Source organism: Pseudonocardia sp. CA-107938 (genome assembly GCF_050936315.1).
In the GTDB taxonomy this organism is placed as follows: domain Bacteria; phylum Actinomycetota; class Actinomycetes; order Mycobacteriales; family Pseudonocardiaceae; genus Pseudonocardia.
Genome location: NZ_JBNJNA010000001.1, coordinates 500,456 through 518,696 on the forward strand (window position 1 = coordinate 500,456; position 18,241 = coordinate 518,696).

Here is an 18,241-nt window from a genome sequence, read left to right on the forward strand (position 1 = left end):
ATGGCAACTGGCCCCTTCTCCAGGTAATTTCGGTGACCCGCGAGACCCCTGGAGCGCAGATGCTCGGACTGATGCAGGATCGCCCGCTCGTTCTGACGCACGTCTTCCACCGCGCCGAGCAGCTGTTCGCGCACAAGACCGTGGTCACGGCCGGCGCGGGGGCGGTCGAGACGACCACCACCTACGGCGAGCTGTGCGCGCGCGTGCGGCGGCTCGCCACCGTGCTGGACGACCTCGGCGTCAGCGCCGACGGCCGCGTCGGCACGTTCTGCTGGAACACCGCCCGCCACCTCGAGCTGTACCTGGCCGCGCCGTGCACGGGCCGCGTGCTGCACACCCTCAACATCCGGCTGTTCCCCGAGCAGTTGGTGTACATCGCCGAGCACGCCGAGGACGAGATCGTCTTCGTCGACCGTTCGCTGCTGCCGCTGCTGTGGCCGCTCGCCGACAAGCTGACGACCGTCCGCACGTTCGTCGTGATCGACGACGGCGCCGACGTGCCGATCCCGGACGACCCGCGCGTGCGCGACTACGAGCAGCTGCTGGCCGCGGCGGAGCCGTTCGCGGGCGAGTTCACGATCGCGGACGAGAACTCGGCGGCCGCGATGTGCTACACGTCCGGCACGACGGGCAACCCGAAGGGCGTGGTGTACAGCCACCGCTCGGCGGTGCTGCACTCGCTCGCCACCCTGTTCGCCGACGGGCCGGCGCTGTCCGAGCGGGACGTGGTGCTGCCGGTGGTCCCGATGTTCCACGCCAACGCCTGGGGCCTGCCCTACGGTGTGCTGATGGCCGGATCGTCGCTGGTCATGCCCGGTCCCAACATGACGCCGCAGGCCATCGTGTCGATGCTGGAACGGCACCGGGTCACCGTCACCGGCGGGGTGCCCACCATCTGGATGGGCATCCAGCCGATGCTCGCCGACCACGACCTCTCGCACCTGCGCGCCATCCTCTGCGGCGGCTCCGCCGTGCCGAAGGCGCTGTCGGAGGCCTACCGCGAGGCGATCGGCGTACCGATGATGCACGCGTGGGGCATGACCGAGACCAGCCCGATCGCCACGATCGCCGGGACCCGGTCCCACCACGACGACCTGACCGAGGACGAGCGCGACGACGTCCGCGCCCGCCAGGGCTTCCCGGCGCCGCTCGTCGAGCTGCGCATCGTCGACCCGGAGACCGGTGAACCGCAGCCGTGGGACGACGTCGCCACGGGCGAGGTGCAGGCCGCCGGGCCGTGGATCGCGAAGGAGTACTACCGCGGCGAGGGCGGCGGCGCGCAGTTCACCGAGGACGGCTGGCTGCGCACCGGCGACGTCGCCTCCGTCGACCGGTACGGCTCGTTCCGGCTGGTGGACCGCACGAAGGACCTGATCAAGTCGGGCGGCGAGTGGATCGGCTCCGTCGAGCTGGAGAACGAGATCATGGCGCACCCGAAGGTGGCCGAGGCCGCCGTCATCGCGGTGCCGCACGAGAAGTGGGTGGAGCGGCCGCTCGCCTGCGTCGTCGTCAAGGAGGGCGAGACGCTCACCGCGGAGGAGGTCATCGAGTTCCTCACGCCGCGGGTGGCGAAGTGGTGGCTGCCCGACGCCGTCGAGTTCATCGACGAGGTGCCGAAGACGAGCGTCGGGAAGTTCTCGAAGAAGACGCTGCGCGAGAAGTTCGGCGGCTACCAGGTGGCGGGACCCGCGACGCACGACGGTTGATGCAGATCCGGGACGCCACCGTCGCCGACGCCGACGCCATCGCGCGAGTCCACGTCGCGTCGTGGCAGGCCGCCTACCGCGGGCTGCTCCCCGACGCCGTGCTGGACGGCCTGTCCGTCGCCGAGTCCACGCAGAACTGGGCGGAACGGCTGGCCGGCACGCAACCGGGGGCCCACATCCTGGTGGTGGAGGACGAGGGTGTCATCGGTTTCGCGGCGTTCGGGACGCGGCCGGAGGGCGCACCCGGCGAGCGGCACCTCTGGGCGATGTACCTCGACCCGGCGCAGTGGGGCCGCGGAGCCGGACGTCCACTGCACGCGGCGATGGTCGACCGGATGCACGCGGCGGGCGTCCACAGCGCCACGTTGTGGGTGCTCCGCGGCAACGAGCGGGCCATCCGCTTCTACGAGCGGGCCGGCTGGTCGTTCGACGGCACGAGCAAGCTGGAGGTCGGGCCGGGCGGCGTCGAGCTGCCCGTCCTGCTGATGCGACGCCCCATCGGATCCGACACGACGTGAGCGTTCGTACCGGTCGGGGCGCCGGTGAGGCATCCTGGAGTCCGTGACGCGGCGTGACGGACCCGGGAGCGACCCGCTCGCGGCGCTGGCCGCCCGCGTCATGGAGCAGCCGCTGTCGCGGTGCGGGGCGTCCCGCGTGCTCGCCGTGGACGGCCGCTCCGGCGCCGGGAAGAGCTACTTCGCGGCCATGCTGGCCGACGCCTTCGGCGATGCACCGGTCGTGCACATGGACGACCTGACCCCCGGCTGGGACGGCCTGGAGACCGCCGTGGACGTCCTGCTGCAGAACGTGCTGCTGCCACTCTCCGTGGCCACGCCCGTGCGGTACCGGCGCTGGGACTGGCACCACGACCGGTGGAGCGACGAGGACACCGAGCTCGGCGTGCCGGAGGTGCTGGTCGTCGAGGGCGTCGGGGCGTGCGCCCGGGCCGTCGAGCACTTCGCGATGGTGTCGTTCTGGGTGGAGGCACCCGACGACGACCGGTACCGGCGGGCCATCGACCGCGACGGCGACACGTTCCGCGACCAGTGGGATCGCTGGGCCGCCCAGGAGGAGGCGCACTACGCGCGCGAGGGCACCCGCGAGCGCTGCACGCACGTCGTGGACGGGTTGCGGGACTGGTCCCGCGAGGTCAGCGACTGGCCGTGAGCCGCACTGCCCCGAAGCGCGGCCTGCCCGGTCGACGCGTCGAGAACGAAGTTGTGGTGATCCACAGGGCTTGTTGATCACCACAAGTTCGTTCTCGACGCGTGCCGGGCGAAGATCACCCCGCGAGCGTCGCGGCCAGCTCCCGCACCTGCCGCGGGAGGTCCGCGCGGGCGGCGTCGCGCGCCGCGGGATCGCTGCCCGTCCACGTCACGACGAGCCGGGCGCCGTGCCCGGTGCCCTCCCCCAACCGCCACTCGACGCCGTCGGCGCCCGCCGGCAGCAGCGGCTCCACCACCTCGGCGGGCCGGACGAGCTGGCGCTCCACGCGCACCTGCCAGCCGTCCGGGACCGCGCGCACCGCGGGCTCGTCCAGGCCGAACTCGGCGAGGTAGCGCTCGTGCAGGGCCTCGTGGTCCAGGGCGTGCTCGTCGACGGGCTTGCCGTCGAGGTCCAGGTCCAGCGCGGCCAGGCAGGTGTCCCAGCCGGCGGCGAAGCTCGCCGCGCCGGCGTGGTCGTCGAAGGTGTGCACGAGGTGCAGCACGGTGCCGGGACCGTCGGGCGCCAGCTCGAACCGCAGGTGGTCGTCGCCCCAGGTGAAGGCCACGACGCGCGGCGGATCGAGGTCGGTGACCGTGCCGTCGGGGCCGAACCCGAACGTCACGGCGCCGCCCACGCGCAGGTCGATCTCCACGGTCGACGGGAACCACGCGGCCAGGCCGGCAGGCTCGGTGACGGCCTGCCACACGCGGTCGACGGGATGGGCGAGCCGGCGTTGCATCCGCAGCACCGACCGTCCGTCCACGTTCTCCAGGGTGGTCATCCTTCGCGTCCCTTCTGCTCGTCGAGGTGACGTTCGAGCAGGTCGAGCCGCTGCGACCACATCCAGCGATAGGGCGCGAGCCATTCGTCGACCTCGACCAGCGGCGCCGGGTCGAGCTCGTACCAGCGCCGCTGGGCGTCGGAGCGCACGCGCACCAGCCCGGCCTCGCGCAGCACGCGCAGGTGCTTGGAGGTGCCGGGTTGGGAGAGGCCCAGCTCGGCGGTGAGCTCCCCGACCAGCCGCGGGCGTTCCCGCAGCAGGTCGAGGATGCGCCGCCGGACGGGCTCGGCGAGGACCTCGAACGTCACCCGCCGAACATACCGCTCTGGCTATATAACCGCAATGGCATGTTCAGCTCTCGATGCCGAGTCGCGAGTGCGCGCGCCCGTACGCGAAGTACACGACCAGCCCGATCACCATCCACACGACGAACCGCAGCCACGTCTCGACGGTCAGGTTCAGCATCAGCCACAGGCAGGCGAGCACGGAGAGGATCGGCACCAGCGGCACCAGCGGCGTGCGGAACGCGCGCGGGAGATCGGGCCGGGTCCGCCGCAGGATCACCACGCCGATCGACACCAGCACGAACGCGAACAGCGTGCCGATGTTGACCATCTCCTCCAGCGCCCCGGCCGGGAAGAAGGTGGCCGCCACCCCGACCGCCCCGCCGACGAGCAGCGTGGCCCGCTCCGGCGTGCCGTGCTTGCCGGTGCGCGACAGTCCGTGCGGCAGCAGCCCGTCGCGCGACATCGCGAACAGCACCCGGGTCTGGCCCAGCATCAGCACCATGACGACGGTCGTGAGGCCGGCGAGGGCCCCGACGGAGATCACCGCGGCCGCCCAGTCCACACCCAACGACGTGAACGCGGTGGCCAGCGTGGCCTTCTTCTCGCCGACGGTCGCGAGCTCGGTGTAGGGCACCATGCCGGTCAGGACCAGCGAGACCGCCACGTAGAGCACCGTCACGATGACGAGCGAGCCGATGATCCCGCGCGGAAGCGACTTCTGCGGGTTGCGCGTCTCCTCCGCGGTCGTCGCGACGACGTCGAAGCCGATGAACGCGAAGAACACCAGCGACGCCGCGGCCAGCAGCCCGTAGATCCCGAACGTGCTGCTCGCGCCTCCGCCGAGGAACGACAACAGCGACTGCGTGAGGACGCTGCCCCCGGAGCTCGCCGGCGCTGCCGGCGGGATGAACGGGGTGTAGTTCGCCGCCCGTACGTAGAACAGGCCGACGACCACCACCAGCAGGACGATCGCGACCTTGATCGCGGTGATCACGAAGCTGACCCGGCTCGACAGCTTCGTGCCGAGGTAGAGCAGCGTCGTCAGCGCGGCCACCAGCAGCAGCGCGCCCCAGTCGAAGGAGAAGAAGCCGAGCGACACCGAGGTCGAGACGTCGCCGCCACCCAGGCTCAGCACCTGCCCCAGGTACTGCGACCAGCCCTTCGCCACCACGGCGCTGCCGACCGCGAACTCGAGCACCAGGTCCCACCCGATGATCCACGCGACGAACTCCCCGGCCGTCGCGTAGGAGAAGGTGTAGGCGCTGCCGGCGACCGGCACGGTGGAGGCGAACTCGGCGTAGCACAGCGCGGCGAGCCCGCACGCGACCGCGGCGATCACGAACGCCAGCGACACCGACGGGCCGGCGATGTTGCCGGCCGTGCTCGCCGCCAGTGTGAAGATGCCCGCGCCGATGACGACCGCGACGCCGAAGACGATCAGGTCCCAGGTGCCCAGGTCCTTGCGCAGCTTGGTGTCCGGCTCGTCGGTGTCGCGGATGGACTGCTCGACCGACTTCGTCCGATGTATCCCGGATCCTCGGGACGTCTCTGAAGGTCGCATGCCGGCGAACGTAAACGTGCCGAGCGGATGGCGCGACTCGTCCGGGGGTGTTCAGGCCCGGCCGCTCACGGGAACACTCCCAGCATGGCCCGGTTCTCCGCCGTCAACTCGTCCGAGGCGGTCGTGGCCGCCCCCCGCCAGGAGATCTGGGCGGTCCTCACCGATCCCGTCGTCCTGCCGCAGCTCACGCCGCTGCTGCGGCGCATCGACGTCGCACCGCACGACCCGGACCTGTGGACGTGGCAGATGGTCGGGCTGTCGGTGCTCGGCGTGGGCATCAGTCCCGTCTTCACCGAACGCATGCGCTTCACGACCGACGACGACGGCGGCGGCGTCCGCATCGACTACACGCACGAGCCACCGGCCGGCGCCCGCGAGACCACCGCGGCCGAGGGCCTCTACCTGCTCTCCGACGTGCCCGGCGGCACCCGGCTGCGGATCCACGTCGAGCTGGCCGTCGAGCTGCCGCTGCCGCGGCTCTCCGCACCGGCCGTCACGCCCGTCATGCAGGCGACGATCCGGCGCATGGGCGAGCGCTTCGCCGCGAACCTGCTGCGCCACCTCGGGGTGACGGAGCCGCCGGCTCAGGCGGCAGCCGTGGACCGGTCGAGGTCCGGTTCCAGGTAGATCATCCGCGCGACGGGCACCGCGGCCCGCACGCGGGCCTCCGCGGCGTCGATGGCCGCGGCGACCTGCTCGACCGGCAGCCCCGGCGTCAACGCGATCTTCGCCGCGACCAGCAGCTCCTCCGGCCCGATGTACTCGGTGCGGATGTGGATGACCCGCTGCACCTGCTCGGCCGTCAGCCCGTCGACGATCTGCTGCAGCACCGGCGCGGTCGCGCCCTCGCCGACCAGCAGGCTCTTCATCTCGACGATCAGGATGATCGCGATGACGCCGAGCAGCAGGCCGATCGCGATCGTGCCCAGCGCGTCGAACACGGGGTTGCCGGTGAGCACGGTCAGGCCGACGCCCAGCAGCGCCAGCACCAGCCCGATCAGCGCGCCGAAGTCCTCCAGCAGCACGACCGGCAGCTCCGGCACCTTCGACTGCCGGATGAACTGCCACCACGTGCCGCCGCCCTTCAACGGGCGCGACTCGACGATCGCCGTCCGGAACGAGAAACCCTCCAGCCCGATCGCCACCACCAGGATGATCACGGCGACCAGCGGCGTCGACAGCGGCTCGTGCGACTCCAGCTTGTGGAAGCCCTCGTACAGCGCGAACACCGAGCCGAGCGTGAACAGCAGCAGCGCCACGATGAACGAGTAGAAGTAGCGGTCCCGGCCGTAGCCGAACGGGTGCTCGGGCGTGGCCGCCCGCTGCGCGCGCTTGCCGCCGAGCAGCAGCAACCCCTGGTTGGACGTGTCCGCGACGGAGTGCACCGCCTCGGCCAGCATCGACGACGACCCGGTCACCAGGTAGCCGATGAACTTCGCCAGCGCGATACCGGCGTTGGCGAGGAGCGCAGCGATGATCGCGCGGGTTCCACCATGCGAGGACACGGACCGCACGATAACGGGACGAAGCGCCCAGGGATCAACCCAGGGCGTCGCCGGCCAGGAACAGCTGCGTGCCCTCCTCCTGCGCCTCCAGCGTCAGGCCGGTGTCCTCCGCCCCCAGCCACGCGGACGCGCCGCGGCGCAGCTCCAGCCGGCCGTCACGACCGCGCAGGCACGCTGCGCCGGCGGTGCACAGCAGGATGCGCGGGCCGCCGTCCGGCACCTCGACGGGGTCGTCGGCTGGTGCGGCCTGCAGGCGGCGCAGCAGGAACTCCTCGAACGGCGTCTCGTAGCGCAGCCACGCCCCGTCCGGGGTTCCGGTGAGCACGGGCGGCGGGGCGGCGGCGAAGTCGAGGACGCGCAGCAGCTCCGGGACGTCGACGTGCTTGGGGGTGAGGCCGCCGCGCAACACGTTGTCGGAGCTGGCCATGACCTCGATGCCGGCGCCCTCCAGGTAGGCGTGGAGGTTGCCGGCGGGCAGGTAGACGGCCTCACCGGGGGCGAGCGTGATCCGGTTGAGCAGCAGCGCGGCGAGCACGCCGGCGTCGCCGGGGTAGCGCTCCGACAGCTCCAGCACCGTACGGGCCTCCGTACGGAACGGGCCGTCGGCGGCGGCCACGCGCACGCACCCGGCCTGCAGCGCGGGCACCAGCGTGTCGAGCAGCGCCTGCGGCAGCGTGATCCAGGTGGTGAAGAGCGCGCGCAGGCCGTCGGCGTCGGGCTGGCCGGCCAGCAGCTGCACGTACACGTCCAGCTCGGGCACGGCCAGCTCGCGCAGGAACTCGACGGTGGCGTCGGGGCTGCGGAAACCGACGAGCGCGTGGAACTCGGTGAGCGCGCAGATCAGCTCGGGCTTGTGGTTGGGGTCCCGGTAGTTGCGGTCTGCGGCGTCCCGGGCGAGCCCGGCGCGTTCCTCCCGCTCGAACCCGACGCGCGCCTGGTCGAGGCTCGGGTGCGCCTGCAGCGACAGTGGCTCGTCCGCGGCGAGCACCTTGAGCAGGAACGGCAGCGTGCCGTCCCACTTGCGGGCGCGGTCGGCGCCGAGGAGGCCGTCGGGGTCGGCGCGCAGGGCGTCGAGGAGGGTGCCGCCGCTCTGCAGCCGCGACGGGTCACCGGGGTGGGCGCCGAGCCACATCTCCGCCTGCGGGTGGGGGGCCGGTGACTCGTGGCCGAGCAGCTCGGCGAGCACCGTCCGCGACCCCCACGCGTAGGGACGGATCGGGTTGTCCAGCAGCTCCACGCCGCGATGCTCCTGTCGTCTCTGGCCGGTCAGGCCGGCGCGATCATGCGGGTGGCCAGCCCCAGGTACACGGCGGCCACGTCGAGCCGGGACGCGAGCAGGGCGGCCCGCAGCAACGCGGCGTGACGGGTGCCCCTGGCGACCTCCTCGACAGGGTGGACGACATCCGGCGACGGCAGGTCGCGTCCCGTGCGACGCAGCAGCGCACGGACCGGATCCTCCTCCTCGGTGCCCAAGAGCACGACTCGTGGCGGCGGCGCTGCGACCTCGCCGTCGCCGCCGTCGGCGAACGGGTCGTGGAAGATGTCGGTGGTCCCGGTGGCCAGCGCCCGCAGCAGCCCGGACGCGGTGACGCCGTCGGCGGCGTCGGCGCCGTGCGCGACCTGCCCGGCGTGCGTGGCGAGCGCGCGCACCCCGTGCGCGGCCACCGCAGCCGCGACGGCGTCGGTGCCCCACAGCAGCGGCGTGCGGTCGGCCAGCCGCAGCGCGAGCGCCTTGGCGGGGTTCATGAACGGTTCGTGGCCGGGTTGGTTGCGTTCCGCCTCGGCGTCGAGCACGTCGGCGACGGGACCCAGGTCCTCGCCCAGACCGGGATCGGCGCCGAGCAGCCCCAGCTCGGCGAGCGTGACGAGGCCCAGTGCGAGCGCGCGCGGCAGCTCCAGGCCGGCCGGCACGGGCACCCGCGGCTCCACCAGCCGCACCCGCCCGGCGCCCGCGGACGCGACCGGACCCTCGGCCGGTGCCGACAGCACCACCTCGGCGCCGCGGCGCGCGGCCCGGCCGATGGCGTCGGCGAGCTCGTAGTCGGTGCCGTCGCCGGTGTGGGCGAGGACGACGTCGAGCGCGCCCACCCACGTCGGCACCAGCTCCGACACCACCACGGGAACGGGGCACGCCGGCCCCAGCACGGCAGACAGGATGCCGGCGGCGGACGCCGACACCCCCGGCCGCGCGACCAGCACGAGCGCCCGCGGCCGGCTGCCGGCGAGCTGCCCGATCCCGGCCTCGGTCGCGGCGTGGGCCGTGGAGCGGACCTGGGCGCCGGCCGTCGCGGCGGAGCGCAGGATGCCGGCCGAGTCGAGCGAGGCCAGCGCGGCCGGGTCGCCCAGCACAGTGTCGTCGAGCACGATCACGGCCCGTCAGGCGCCGTCTGCGGGCAGGGCGGGCAGCGCCTCGTCGGCCAGCAGGACCGGGATGCCGTCGACGACGGGGTAGCGCAGCCCGCACGACGTGCAGGTCAGCACGTCGGCGCCGGGGTCGGCGACCGTGCCGACCCGCAGCGGGGCGTGGTCGGCCGGGCAGGCCAGGATGTCCATGAGCTGATCGTCGAGCTGTACGGCCACGCCGACTCTCCTCGCGCTGGTTCCCGGGACGTATCGGATCGATGCTAGTGCCCGGAGTCACTCTCCCGGGCGAATTCGGACTACCCGCGAACGATCGCCAGCACGGCGTCGCGGAGCGCGGCGAGGGACGCCCGGTCCGGCGCCTCCACGTTGAGCCGCAGCAGCGGTTCCGTGTTGGACGGGCGCAGGTTGAACCACGAGCCGTCGGGCAGGTCGACGGTGAGCCCGTCGAGCAGGTCGATGCGGACGCCGGGCCTGTCGGCGTAGGCGGCGCGCACGGCCGCGATCCGGCCGGGCACGTCGGTGACCGTCGAGTTGATCTCGCCGGAGGCCGGGTAGCGGTCGTAGCGCTCCATGAGCGCCGACAGCGGCCCGTCGGACTCGGCCAGCGCCGCCAGCACGTGCAGCGCGGCCAGCATGCCGGAGTCGGCCCGCCAGAAGTCGCGGAAGTAGTAGTGCGCCGAGTGCTCGCCGCCGAAGACGGCGTCGGACTCGGCCATCTGCTGCTTGATGAACGAGTGCCCGACCCGCGTGCGCACCGGCCGCCCACCGTGCTCGGCGACGATCTCCGGCACCGCCCGCGACGTGATCAGGTTGTGGATGATCGCCGATCCGGGCGCCTTCGCCAGCTCGCGGACGGCGACGAGCGCCGTGATCGCGCTGGGGCTCACCGGCTCGCCGCGCTCGTCGACCACGAAGCAGCGGTCGGCGTCGCCGTCGAACGCGAGTCCGACGTCGGCCCCTTCCGCGAGGACGCGCTTCTGCAGGTCGACGAGGTTGGCCGGGTCGAGCGGGTTGGCCTCGTGGTTGGGGAACGTGCCGTCGAGCTCGAAGTACAGGGGCACGACCTCGAACGGGAGGTCGCCGAACACCGCCGGCACCGTGTACCCGCCCATGCCGTTGCCGGCGTCGACGACGACGCGCAGCGGCCGCGCACCGGACAGGTCGACCAGCCCGTGCAGGTACGCGGCGTACCCGGCGAGCAGCTCCTGCCGAGACCGCACACCGCCCCCGGGCCCGGCCGGCACCCCGGCCTCGACGGCCTCGCGGATGGACCGCAACCCCGTGTCGTCCCCGATGGGCGTGGCGCCGGCCCGGCAGAGTTTGATGCCGTTGTAATGCGCCGGGTTGTGGCTAGCCGTGAACATGGCACCCGGCAACCCGAGCGTGCCCGAGGCGAAGTACAGCATGTCGGTGCTCGCCAGACCGATGGACACGACGTCGAGCCCCTGACCGGTCACCCCGTCGGCGAACGCGTCCACCAACCCCGGCGAACTGGCCCGCATGTCGTGCCCGACGACGACCGCCGCAGTGCCCGCATCCTCCGCGCGCAAGAGCCGAGCAAGAGCCGCCCCGAGATCGCGCACGACCGTCTCGTCGAGCCCGTCACCGACGACACCGCGGATGTCGTAGGCCTTCACGATCGCCGAGAGGTCCACGTCAGCCGAGCCTAGTGCGAACCGGAACCGGGCCGGTGGGGCGGGTGCGCACGAACGCAGCGACCTGTCGGGGCTCCGCCCCGCGCGGGTTCCGCGGTTGACCAGTCGCCCTTCCACAACGCGGTGACCGCCCGGGGCTCCGCCCCGAACCCCGGCCCTCTCTCCGGTGGAGCGGGAACGAGCGGGTCGGCTCCACCGTCGATCGGTCGCCCTGACGGGATGCCACACCGGCGGCCGGGCCGCAAACGAAACGACGTGTTTGCACCCCGACCACCGGCGCGGCGTTGCTGCGCACGCCCGATCGACGGTGGAGCCTGAAGACTGCGCGCTGGGCACAGTGGTGCCGCGCTCATGCCTGGGTCCAGAGGTCGGTCATCCAGGGTGGCGGGATGAACTCCGGTTTCCCGGACGACATGTCGATGCGCCACTCGGTGGAGTGAATTTGATCATGATGCTGGCAGCAGAGCATGACCAGGTTGCGTAGGTCGGTCGGTCCGCCGTGTTGCCACTCGATCACGTGGTGGACCTCGCACCAGCTCGGTGGTCGGTCGCAGCCGGGGTGGGCGCAACCACCGTCGCGGGCGGCCACCGCGCGGCGCAGGCGGGTGCCGATGGTGCGGCTGGCCCGGCCGATGTCGACCGGTTCGCTGCGCTCGTCCAGCAGTACCGGGATGAGCTGGGCGTCGCAGGCCAAGCGGCGCAGTTGACCGGGGGTGAGCTGGCCACCAGTGTCGAGCATGGCCGAGCGGACCCGGTCTTCCAGGTCGGTCAGGCTGATGGTGACCACCAGCCGGGGCCGTTCCCCGGCCACCTCACCGGAGTCGTCGAAGTCCAGCGCGAACCCGCAGATCTCCGCCAGCGCGGCGGCGTTGCGCTCCGCGCTGGTGGTGCCCCGGTTCTCGGGTGTGGGTCGGGTGCGGGCCTCGATCGCGGTGCGGATCGCGGCGAAGGCGAGCGGGTCCTCGAACTGCCCCCGCAGCCAACCGCTGCCATCAGCGTTGGCGCCCATCTGCAGTTCGTTGCGACCGGGCGGTTCATCCGGTTCCGGCCCGTCCAGATCAGCGGCGGCCAACAGCTCCAGCCCCATGATCCGCACTTCGTGCGGGGTGAAGGTACGCGCGGCCTCACCGAGGCTGGCCTCGATCGCGATCCGGTCCGCCAGGTTGATCCGGGAGGCCGGGCGGGAGTTCATCAGCGCGGCGATGGTCTCCACGTGCCGCAAGGTCGCGGCGCCGTCGGCGAACGCGGCCGCGGTGGCAGGCAGCACCGGCTCCAGAGGCTCGCCATCCAGCGTGGTGCGCGGCTCGACCTGCTGGGCGACGGTGACGTGCCGGCGGGCGGTGTCGTGGTCCCATCCGAGCAGATCCTTCAACCCGGCGAGAGTGGTGCGGTAACCCTTCTCGGCCAGGGTGCCGTCGCGGTCGACGGCGGCGATCTGGTTGACCTTCGCCCGATCGGCCCGGCGTGCCACGCCCTCGGCCACGAGGAGTGCGGCGAGGTGGTCGGAGTGGGTGTCGATGAGCGCGAACGCCTGCTCGATCAGGCTCACGGCCTGCGCGAGCGGGTTCTCGGTCATGCCCCCAATGATACCCGAACACAGGTTCGAACGAGCGCCGACTATCGCAGGTCAGACACCGTTCAACGCCAGCGGGGGATCGACCCCCGGTCCTCGCAGAAGTTGAAGTGTCCTCGCAGAGGTTCGAACTCCTGCGAGGACCACCGAACCTCTGCGAAGTCACCGGATCCCCGCGAAAGAGGCTCCACCGTCGGTCGGGCGTGCACAGCAAGGCCGCACCGGTGCTCGGGTGTCAAACACGCGGTTCGTTTGACACCCGAGCACCGGTGTGGCATCCCGGAGGGCGACCGACCGACGCTGGGGCGGCGGTAAACAGCTCCACCGGAGGGAGGGGCGGGGCCCGGGGCAGCGCCCCGGAAGCAGGAACCGCAAGCCCGGAAAGAACCGGAACCCGCTACTCCTCCTCCGACCCCGGAAGAACCCGGAGATGCCCCCGCCGCCCCTTCTGCACCCCGGGAGCCGGAACAACAGCCTCAACCGGCCGATCCACCCGCCCAGCCTCCCGAACGGCCTCGGCAAGAGCCGTGAGGTCGTCCGAAGTCGGCTGTGGCGGCGCGAACTCGCCTTCGAACCGCACGAGCTCCCACCCGCGCGGGGCGGTGAGCTTGTGCGCGTGGGTGGTGCACAGGTCGTAGGTGTGCGGCTCCGCCTGCGTGGCGAGGGGACCCACCACGGCGGTGGAGTCGGCGTACACGTAGGTGAGCGTGGCCACCGCGAGCTCGGTGCACCCGGTCCGCGAACACCTCCGCACGCTCAGCACCTGCCGACCATAGCGCCTGCGGGCACCGCACGGTCACCACGACGCGCACGTGTCTTGCCGGCCGGCCCGGCAGCTAGAATCGGGGTGGTGACCACAGCGCGACGCACCCTCCGGAGGGCGCCCCGCCGCCGCGATCGGCGCGGGCGCGGGTTGCGTGGTCTCCTCTACCCCGCGTCGACGCCGGCCTCGCGTACGCGTGCGGAGCGGTTCGACGCGCTGGTGCTGGAGGCGCTGGAGCCGATCGAGCTGCGGTGGGGTTCGGAGCTCGCGGAGCTGGATCTGGCGGTGGACGAGGTCCCGGAGGTCACGGAGACCTCCCCAGACCGCGTGGTGTGGGACACGGGTGTGCTGGCCGACACGGGTGTGCCGCTGGCCCAGCTGGTGCCGGCGGGGGTCGATCCGCAGGGCATGCCGTCGCGGGCCCGGATCGTGCTGTACCGGCGGCCGATCGAGGCGCGCGCGAAGGGGGCCGCAGAGTTGGCCGATCTGTTGCACGAGGTGCTGGTCGAGCAGGTGGCCGACTATCTGAACATCGAACCGGACGCGGTCGACGGCGGTTCCTGACCGTTCCGAATTCCGGTCATTTGTCCAAATAGCAGGAAAGCCACTTTCCTGCCACCGAATGGTGGGGAAGTGGCTTTCCTGCAAGGGCTGCGCGTCAGATGACCGCCCGCCGCAGCCGGCGACGCTCCCGCTCCGAGAGCCCGCCCCAGATGCCGAACCGCTCGTCGTGCGCCAGCGCGTACTCCAGGCACTCGGCACGGACCTCGCAGCCCGAGCAGATGCGCTTGGCCTCGCGCGTGGAGCCGCCCTTCTCCGGGAAGAACGCCTCCGGATCGGTCTGCGCGCAGAGCGCGCGCTCCTGCCAGTCCGGCTCCTCGGCCCCACCGTCCAGCAGCATCAGGCTGCGCAGTGGAGACTCCTCGTAGGAGACCGCCTCGATCGCCCCACCAACTTGCACCGGCATGCCGCCGGCCGTCTCGACCAGCGACAACGAATCCGTGATCACGTTCACCCGCCCAACCTCCCCGCACCCGGCGAATGGCTGCCGTCCCCGAATGACAGCGATGTAAGTACAGCGATGTCGTGCGTCGATCGCAAGTTGAACCTGCCAACCGGGTGACGAGGTACACCCGGTCGGTCCCCCGGCCGGCCCAATGGTTAGGTCGAACCGTGCAGACCCGACTCAGTCCGTGGTTCCTCGTGCTGACGGCCGCCACGGTCGTGGGTGGCGTGCTCACCGTGCCGGGCACCGCGGATCTGGCCGGCAAGGACCACTCGTTCCTGCTGTCGGCCGGCCTGCTGCTGCTCGTCGTGGGCGGCTGGACGATGTCGCTGTGCCTGCACGAGTTCGGTCACGCGTTCGTGGCGCTGCAGGGCGGCGACGGATCGGTCCGCGACAAGGGCTACCTGTCGCTCGACGTCCGCAAGTACGCCGACGTCGGGCTCAGCCTCGTGCTGCCGGTGCTGTTCCTGCTCCTCGGCGGGATCGCGCTGCCCGGCGGCGCGGTGTGGATCGACCACGGGGCGATCCGGTCCCGGGCGATGCGCAGCCTCGTCTCGCTCGCCGGCCCGGTGATCAACCTGGTGCTCGGCATCCTGCTGCTGCTTGTGGCGGTGAACGTGGCGATGCCGCTGGGCCTCACGGCGGGCCTGTCCACGCTGGCGTTCTTCCAGCTGCTGGCGTTCCTGCTCAACATCCTGCCCGTTCCCGGCCTCGACGGGTGGGGCGTGATCGAGCCGTACGTCGCCCCGCGCGGCATCAACCCGCAGGTGCGCAGCTGGGGCCCGCTGGTCTTCTTCGTGCTGCTGCTGGCCGTGCCTCCGCTGCTGAACGCCCTGTGGGCGGGCGCGGCGTGGATCTACGACCTGTTCGGCGGCGACCTGCGGCTCTACCGCGCCGGCTACAACGAGATGCGGTTCTGGGACTGGGCGCGCTGGTAGGCGGCCGCCATCTCGCGCACGCCCGGGTCGTCGGGCAGCGCGTCGAGCGGCCACCAGCGCAGGTCGGCCGACTCGTCGCTGATCCGCGGCACCGCGCCCGCCGGCGCCCGCACGAGGTAGCGGACGTCGAGGTGGCGCGTCGGCACGCCCAGCGAGCACGTGAGCGGGTGGACGGCGACGTGCCACGGCGTCTCGGAGATCGTCAGGCCGTCGATGCCCGACTCCTCCTCCGCCTCGCGCAATGCCGCCGCGCGGAGTGACGCGTCGCCGGGCTCGCAGTGCCCGCCCAGCTGCAGCCACTCGCCCAGCCTGCGGTGCAGGGTGAGCAGGGTGCGCTCCCCCGCATCGTCGACGACGAGCGCCGACGCCGTCAGGTGGCCGGGCACGCAGGAGCGGTCGCACGCGTCGTCGGGACGGGCGGCGAGGTAGGCGAGCAGCGCCTCCCGCAGCGACTGCTGGCCGTGGTCGTCCGGCTCCCAGGCGCGCAGCTCGTCGGCGGCGACGGCGGTGGCTACCACTGCAGGAACGCCCCTTCCGGGTCGCGCGGCGCGCGCGGCGCCAGGGGTTGCACGGGATGGCCGACGGCGATCGCACCGAGCGGCTGCCAGTCGGCGGGCAGGTCCAGCACGTCGCGGACGACGTCGGCGGCGAAGATCGTCGACCCCACCCAGCACGACGCCAGCCCCTCCGCGGCCAACGCGATGAGCAGCGACTGCACGGCGGCGCCGCCGGCGACGGTGAACATCGTGCGCTCGCCGAGCCGCCGCGCCTCGTCGCGGTAGACGTGCATGCCGTCGCCGGTGCGGAAGGCCAGCACCAGCTCGGGGGCGCGGCGCAGCAGGTCGCCGCGGCGCATGCGGCGGGCCACCTCGTCGGCGGGCCGCCCGTCGGCCTCCAGGTGCTCCTGCCAGCGCACGGCCATGGCGTCCAGCAGCGCGGTGCGCTTCTCGCGGACCAGCCCGAACCGGATCGGCGTGCTGTGGTGCGGCGCGGGCGCGGTCAGCGCGACGGCGACGGCCCGGCGCACCACATCGACGTCGACGGGCTCGTCGGTGAAGTCGCGGGTGCTGCGCCGCAGCAGCACGGCCTCACGCCGGCCCTCGGCGAGTGCCTCGTCGGTGCCGAGGCGGAACATGTCGCCCTCGATGGGTCGGACGAGGTCGCGCGCGGACGAACCGTCGTCGACGGGGGCGAGCCCGCGCACCACGGCGACCGGGGTGCCGCCCAACTTGCCCTTGACGAGGTCCGCGGCGGCGGCCAGCTCGTCGGCCACCGCGATCTCGGTGACGACCAGCTCGTTGCCCTGCGCGTCGTGCTGGCCGGCGTAGCCGTGCAGCACGGCGAGGCCGGCCGCGCCGATGGCCAGGTCGATCTGCCCGACCCGCCAGGCCCGACCCATCGTGTCGGTGACGACGACGGCGACGTCCACGCCGGCCAGCCGGGCGAGGTCGGCGCGCAGCCGGGCAGCGCTGGCGTCGGGGTCGGCGGGCAGCAGGGCCAGCTCGTCGGCGCGCACGTTCGACCCGTCGACGCCGGCGGCGGCCTGCACGACGCCGAGCTTGCCGGCGACGATCGTCGTGCGCCCGCGACGGGCCACCACCCGCTCGGTCTCGCCGTCGACGAGCCGGCGGCGCAGCGCGTCGCGCTCCTCGGGATCGGTCGGGGCCGGCACCAACCGGCCCTCGACCTTCGAGAACACCTTCGACGTGATCACCACGACGTCGCCGTCGGCGAGCCACGGCGCGGCGGCGACGAGCGCGGTGGCGACGTCGTCGCCGGGCCGGAACTCGGGCAGCCCGGGCACCGGCAGCACCTGGATGCCGGCCGGGTTGCCGTGATCAAGGGCAGAAGGTCGCTCGCCGGGCTCGTCGGACGACGTTTTGCCCTTGATCACCGAGCCACCCCGACGAGGTCGAACGCGTCGGCCACCATCTGGGCCGTCGTCGCCGGGTCGGTCATCAGCAGCGGCACCGGGCGGGTGGCCACGCCGGGCACGTCCGCCGTGTCGCCCGTGTGCACCAGCCAGCCGTCGAGCAGCCCACCGTCGGCCCGCGCGCCGTAGTGCCGGCCGACGGCCTCCGCCGAGGTCTCCACGCCGATCGCGGTCAGGCAGCGGTCGGCCATGCCGCGCAGCGGCCGGTCGGCGACGATCGGCGAGATCCCGACGATCTTCGCCGGGGTGTCGCGCAGCGCGTCGCGCGCGCCGGGGATCTCCAGGATCGAGCCGATGCTCACCACCGGGTTGGACGGCGCGAGCAGCACGATGTCGGCCCCGGCGATGGCGTCCTTCGCCGCCGGCAGCAGCGTGGCCTCGTCGGCGCCGATCGCGGCGAACCGGTGCACCGGCAGCTCGCCCTTGTGCCGCACCCACCACTCCTGGAAGTGGATCGCCTTGCGCGCCTTCTCCCCGTTCGCGGGGTCGTCGACGACGACGTGCGTCTCCACCCGGTCGTCCGACGCCGGCAGCAGCGTCACCCCGGGCTGCCAGCGGTGGCACAGCGCCGCCGTGACGTCGGAGAGCGCGTAGCCGGCGCGCAGCATCCTGGTGCGCACCAGGTGCGTGGCCATGTCCTTGTCGCCCAGCCCGAACCACGTCGGGTCGGCGCCGTAGCCGGCCAGCTCGTCGCGCACCACCCAGGTCTCGCCCTGGCGACCCCACCCGCGCTCGGGATCGATCCCGCCGCCGAGCGTGTACATGCACGTGTCCAGATCGGGACAGATCCGCAGCCCGTGCAGCCAGATGTCGTCGCCGACGTTGACCACGGCCGTGACGTCGGCGTCCGCCCCGAGAAGCTCCTTGACGCCGAGCAGGAACCGCGCCCCGCCGACACCCCCCACCAGCACCGTCACCTTCACGGTACCGAGCCTACGTCGCCGGGCCGGAGCCGCGACGTCA

At 72.6% G+C, this 18,241-nt stretch carries 20 protein-coding genes; 6 read left to right on the plus strand and 14 right to left on the minus strand.

What is annotated here, in order from left to right; all coding sequences use genetic code 11:
* Positions 1–59 precede the first annotated feature (59 nt).
* Genes ACQEVB_RS02460 through ACQEVB_RS02470 form a run of 3 tightly spaced genes read left to right on the plus strand, consistent with a single transcriptional unit; the run spans position 60 to position 2,873 of the window.
* Positions 60–1,706: a long-chain fatty acid--CoA ligase gene (locus ACQEVB_RS02460; protein ID WP_432964274.1), complete on the plus strand. Its 1,647-nt coding sequence runs from the start codon at positions 60–62 to the stop codon at positions 1,704–1,706.
* A complete protein-coding gene (locus tag ACQEVB_RS02465) occupies positions 1,706–2,224 on the plus strand; it encodes an N-acetyltransferase family protein (protein ID WP_432964277.1) in 519 nt (172 codons plus the stop codon). The genes ACQEVB_RS02460 and ACQEVB_RS02465 overlap by 1 nt, the downstream gene beginning before the upstream one ends.
* Before the next feature lie 43 nt (positions 2,225–2,267).
* Entirely contained in the window at positions 2,268–2,873 is a 606-nt protein-coding gene (locus tag ACQEVB_RS02470) for a uridine kinase family protein (RefSeq protein ID WP_432964280.1), read from the plus strand.
* A gap of 115 nt (positions 2,874–2,988) precedes the next feature.
* Here the strand turns inward: ACQEVB_RS02470 and ACQEVB_RS02475 are convergent, their stop codons facing one another.
* From ACQEVB_RS02475 to ACQEVB_RS02485, 3 genes are read right to left on the minus strand one after another with little or no spacing between them, the layout of a single operon-like run.
* Positions 2,989–3,693 (minus strand): SRPBCC family protein, encoded by a 705-nt coding sequence (locus ACQEVB_RS02475; RefSeq protein WP_432964283.1) that lies wholly within the window; start codon positions 3,691–3,693, stop codon positions 2,989–2,991.
* A complete protein-coding gene (locus ACQEVB_RS02480) occupies positions 3,690–4,001 on the minus strand; it encodes an ArsR/SmtB family transcription factor (protein ID WP_432964286.1) in 312 nt (103 codons plus the stop codon). The genes ACQEVB_RS02475 and ACQEVB_RS02480 overlap by 4 nt, the downstream gene beginning before the upstream one ends.
* Before the next feature lie 43 nt (positions 4,002–4,044).
* Positions 4,045–5,541: an amino acid permease gene (locus tag ACQEVB_RS02485; RefSeq protein WP_432964289.1), complete on the minus strand. Its 1,497-nt coding sequence runs from the start codon at positions 5,539–5,541 to the stop codon at positions 4,045–4,047.
* A gap of 84 nt (positions 5,542–5,625) precedes the next feature.
* On the opposite strand from ACQEVB_RS02485, the gene ACQEVB_RS02490 reads away from it, so the two are divergent.
* The gene (locus tag ACQEVB_RS02490; protein ID WP_432964292.1) at positions 5,626–6,168 is read left to right on the plus strand and encodes a CoxG family protein; all 543 of its coding nucleotides are present in this window, start codon (positions 5,626–5,628) and stop codon (positions 6,166–6,168) included.
* Here the strand turns inward: ACQEVB_RS02490 and ACQEVB_RS02495 are convergent.
* From ACQEVB_RS02495 to ACQEVB_RS02525, 7 genes are all read right to left on the minus strand, one after another.
* Positions 6,126–7,046 carry a cation diffusion facilitator family transporter gene (locus ACQEVB_RS02495; protein WP_432964295.1) on the minus strand — a complete coding sequence of 307 codons (921 nt, stop codon included), beginning with the start codon at positions 7,044–7,046 and terminating at the stop codon, positions 6,126–6,128. The two genes, ACQEVB_RS02490 and ACQEVB_RS02495, sit on opposite strands and share 43 nt — an antisense overlap.
* 34 nt (positions 7,047–7,080) lie before the next feature.
* Complete coding sequence (gene manA / locus ACQEVB_RS02500) at positions 7,081–8,283, minus strand: mannose-6-phosphate isomerase, class I (RefSeq protein ID WP_432964298.1); 1,203 nt, start codon at positions 8,281–8,283, stop codon at positions 7,081–7,083.
* A 29-nt stretch (positions 8,284–8,312) separates the two neighbouring features.
* The gene (locus tag ACQEVB_RS02505; protein ID WP_432964301.1) at positions 8,313–9,410 is read right to left on the minus strand and encodes a hypothetical protein; all 1,098 of its coding nucleotides are present in this window, start codon (positions 9,408–9,410) and stop codon (positions 8,313–8,315) included.
* A gap of 12 nt (positions 9,411–9,422) precedes the next feature.
* Positions 9,423–9,626 carry a Trm112 family protein gene (locus ACQEVB_RS02510; RefSeq protein WP_432964303.1) on the minus strand — a complete coding sequence of 68 codons (204 nt, stop codon included), beginning with the start codon at positions 9,624–9,626 and terminating at the stop codon, positions 9,423–9,425.
* A gap of 80 nt (positions 9,627–9,706) precedes the next feature.
* Positions 9,707–11,065, minus strand: a complete 1,359-nt coding sequence (locus ACQEVB_RS02515) for a phosphomannomutase/phosphoglucomutase (RefSeq protein ID WP_432964306.1) — start codon at positions 11,063–11,065, stop codon at positions 9,707–9,709.
* Positions 11,066–11,414: 349 nt separating this feature from the next.
* Positions 11,415–12,641, minus strand: a complete 1,227-nt coding sequence (locus ACQEVB_RS02520; protein WP_432964308.1) for a DUF222 domain-containing protein — start codon at positions 12,639–12,641, stop codon at positions 11,415–11,417.
* A gap of 394 nt (positions 12,642–13,035) precedes the next feature.
* The gene (locus ACQEVB_RS02525) at positions 13,036–13,392 is read right to left on the minus strand and encodes a DUF3499 domain-containing protein (protein ID WP_432980079.1); all 357 of its coding nucleotides are present in this window, start codon (positions 13,390–13,392) and stop codon (positions 13,036–13,038) included.
* A gap of 96 nt (positions 13,393–13,488) precedes the next feature.
* On the opposite strand from ACQEVB_RS02525, the gene ACQEVB_RS02530 reads away from it, so the two are divergent.
* Positions 13,489–13,965, plus strand: a complete 477-nt coding sequence (locus ACQEVB_RS02530) for a metallopeptidase family protein (protein WP_432964311.1) — start codon at positions 13,489–13,491, stop codon at positions 13,963–13,965.
* Positions 13,966–14,059: 94 nt separating this feature from the next.
* Here the strand turns inward: ACQEVB_RS02530 and ACQEVB_RS02535 are convergent, their stop codons facing one another.
* Positions 14,060–14,302: a WhiB family transcriptional regulator gene (locus ACQEVB_RS02535; RefSeq protein ID WP_432980082.1), complete on the minus strand. Its 243-nt coding sequence runs from the start codon at positions 14,300–14,302 to the stop codon at positions 14,060–14,062.
* Between the two features lie 272 nt (positions 14,303–14,574).
* On the opposite strand from ACQEVB_RS02535, the gene ACQEVB_RS02540 reads away from it, so the two are divergent.
* On the plus strand, positions 14,575–15,345 hold the full coding sequence (locus ACQEVB_RS02540; RefSeq protein WP_432964314.1) for a site-2 protease family protein: 771 nt from the start codon (positions 14,575–14,577) through the stop codon (positions 15,343–15,345).
* Here ACQEVB_RS02540 and ACQEVB_RS02545 read toward each other — a convergent pair.
* The 3 genes from ACQEVB_RS02545 to cofD are packed head-to-tail and all read right to left on the minus strand — an operon-like array spanning position 15,306 to position 18,201.
* On the minus strand, positions 15,306–15,863 hold the full coding sequence (locus ACQEVB_RS02545) for an NUDIX hydrolase (RefSeq protein ID WP_432964317.1): 558 nt from the start codon (positions 15,861–15,863) through the stop codon (positions 15,306–15,308). The two genes, ACQEVB_RS02540 and ACQEVB_RS02545, sit on opposite strands and share 40 nt — an antisense overlap.
* Positions 15,857–17,239 (minus strand): coenzyme F420-0:L-glutamate ligase, encoded by a 1,383-nt coding sequence (locus ACQEVB_RS02550; RefSeq protein WP_432964320.1) that lies wholly within the window; start codon positions 17,237–17,239, stop codon positions 15,857–15,859. The genes ACQEVB_RS02545 and ACQEVB_RS02550 overlap by 7 nt, the downstream gene beginning before the upstream one ends.
* Positions 17,236–18,201 carry a 2-phospho-L-lactate transferase gene (cofD, locus tag ACQEVB_RS02555; protein WP_432964323.1) on the minus strand — a complete coding sequence of 322 codons (966 nt, stop codon included), beginning with the start codon at positions 18,199–18,201 and terminating at the stop codon, positions 17,236–17,238. The genes ACQEVB_RS02550 and cofD overlap by 4 nt, the downstream gene beginning before the upstream one ends.
* Positions 18,202–18,241: the final 40 nt, after the last annotated feature.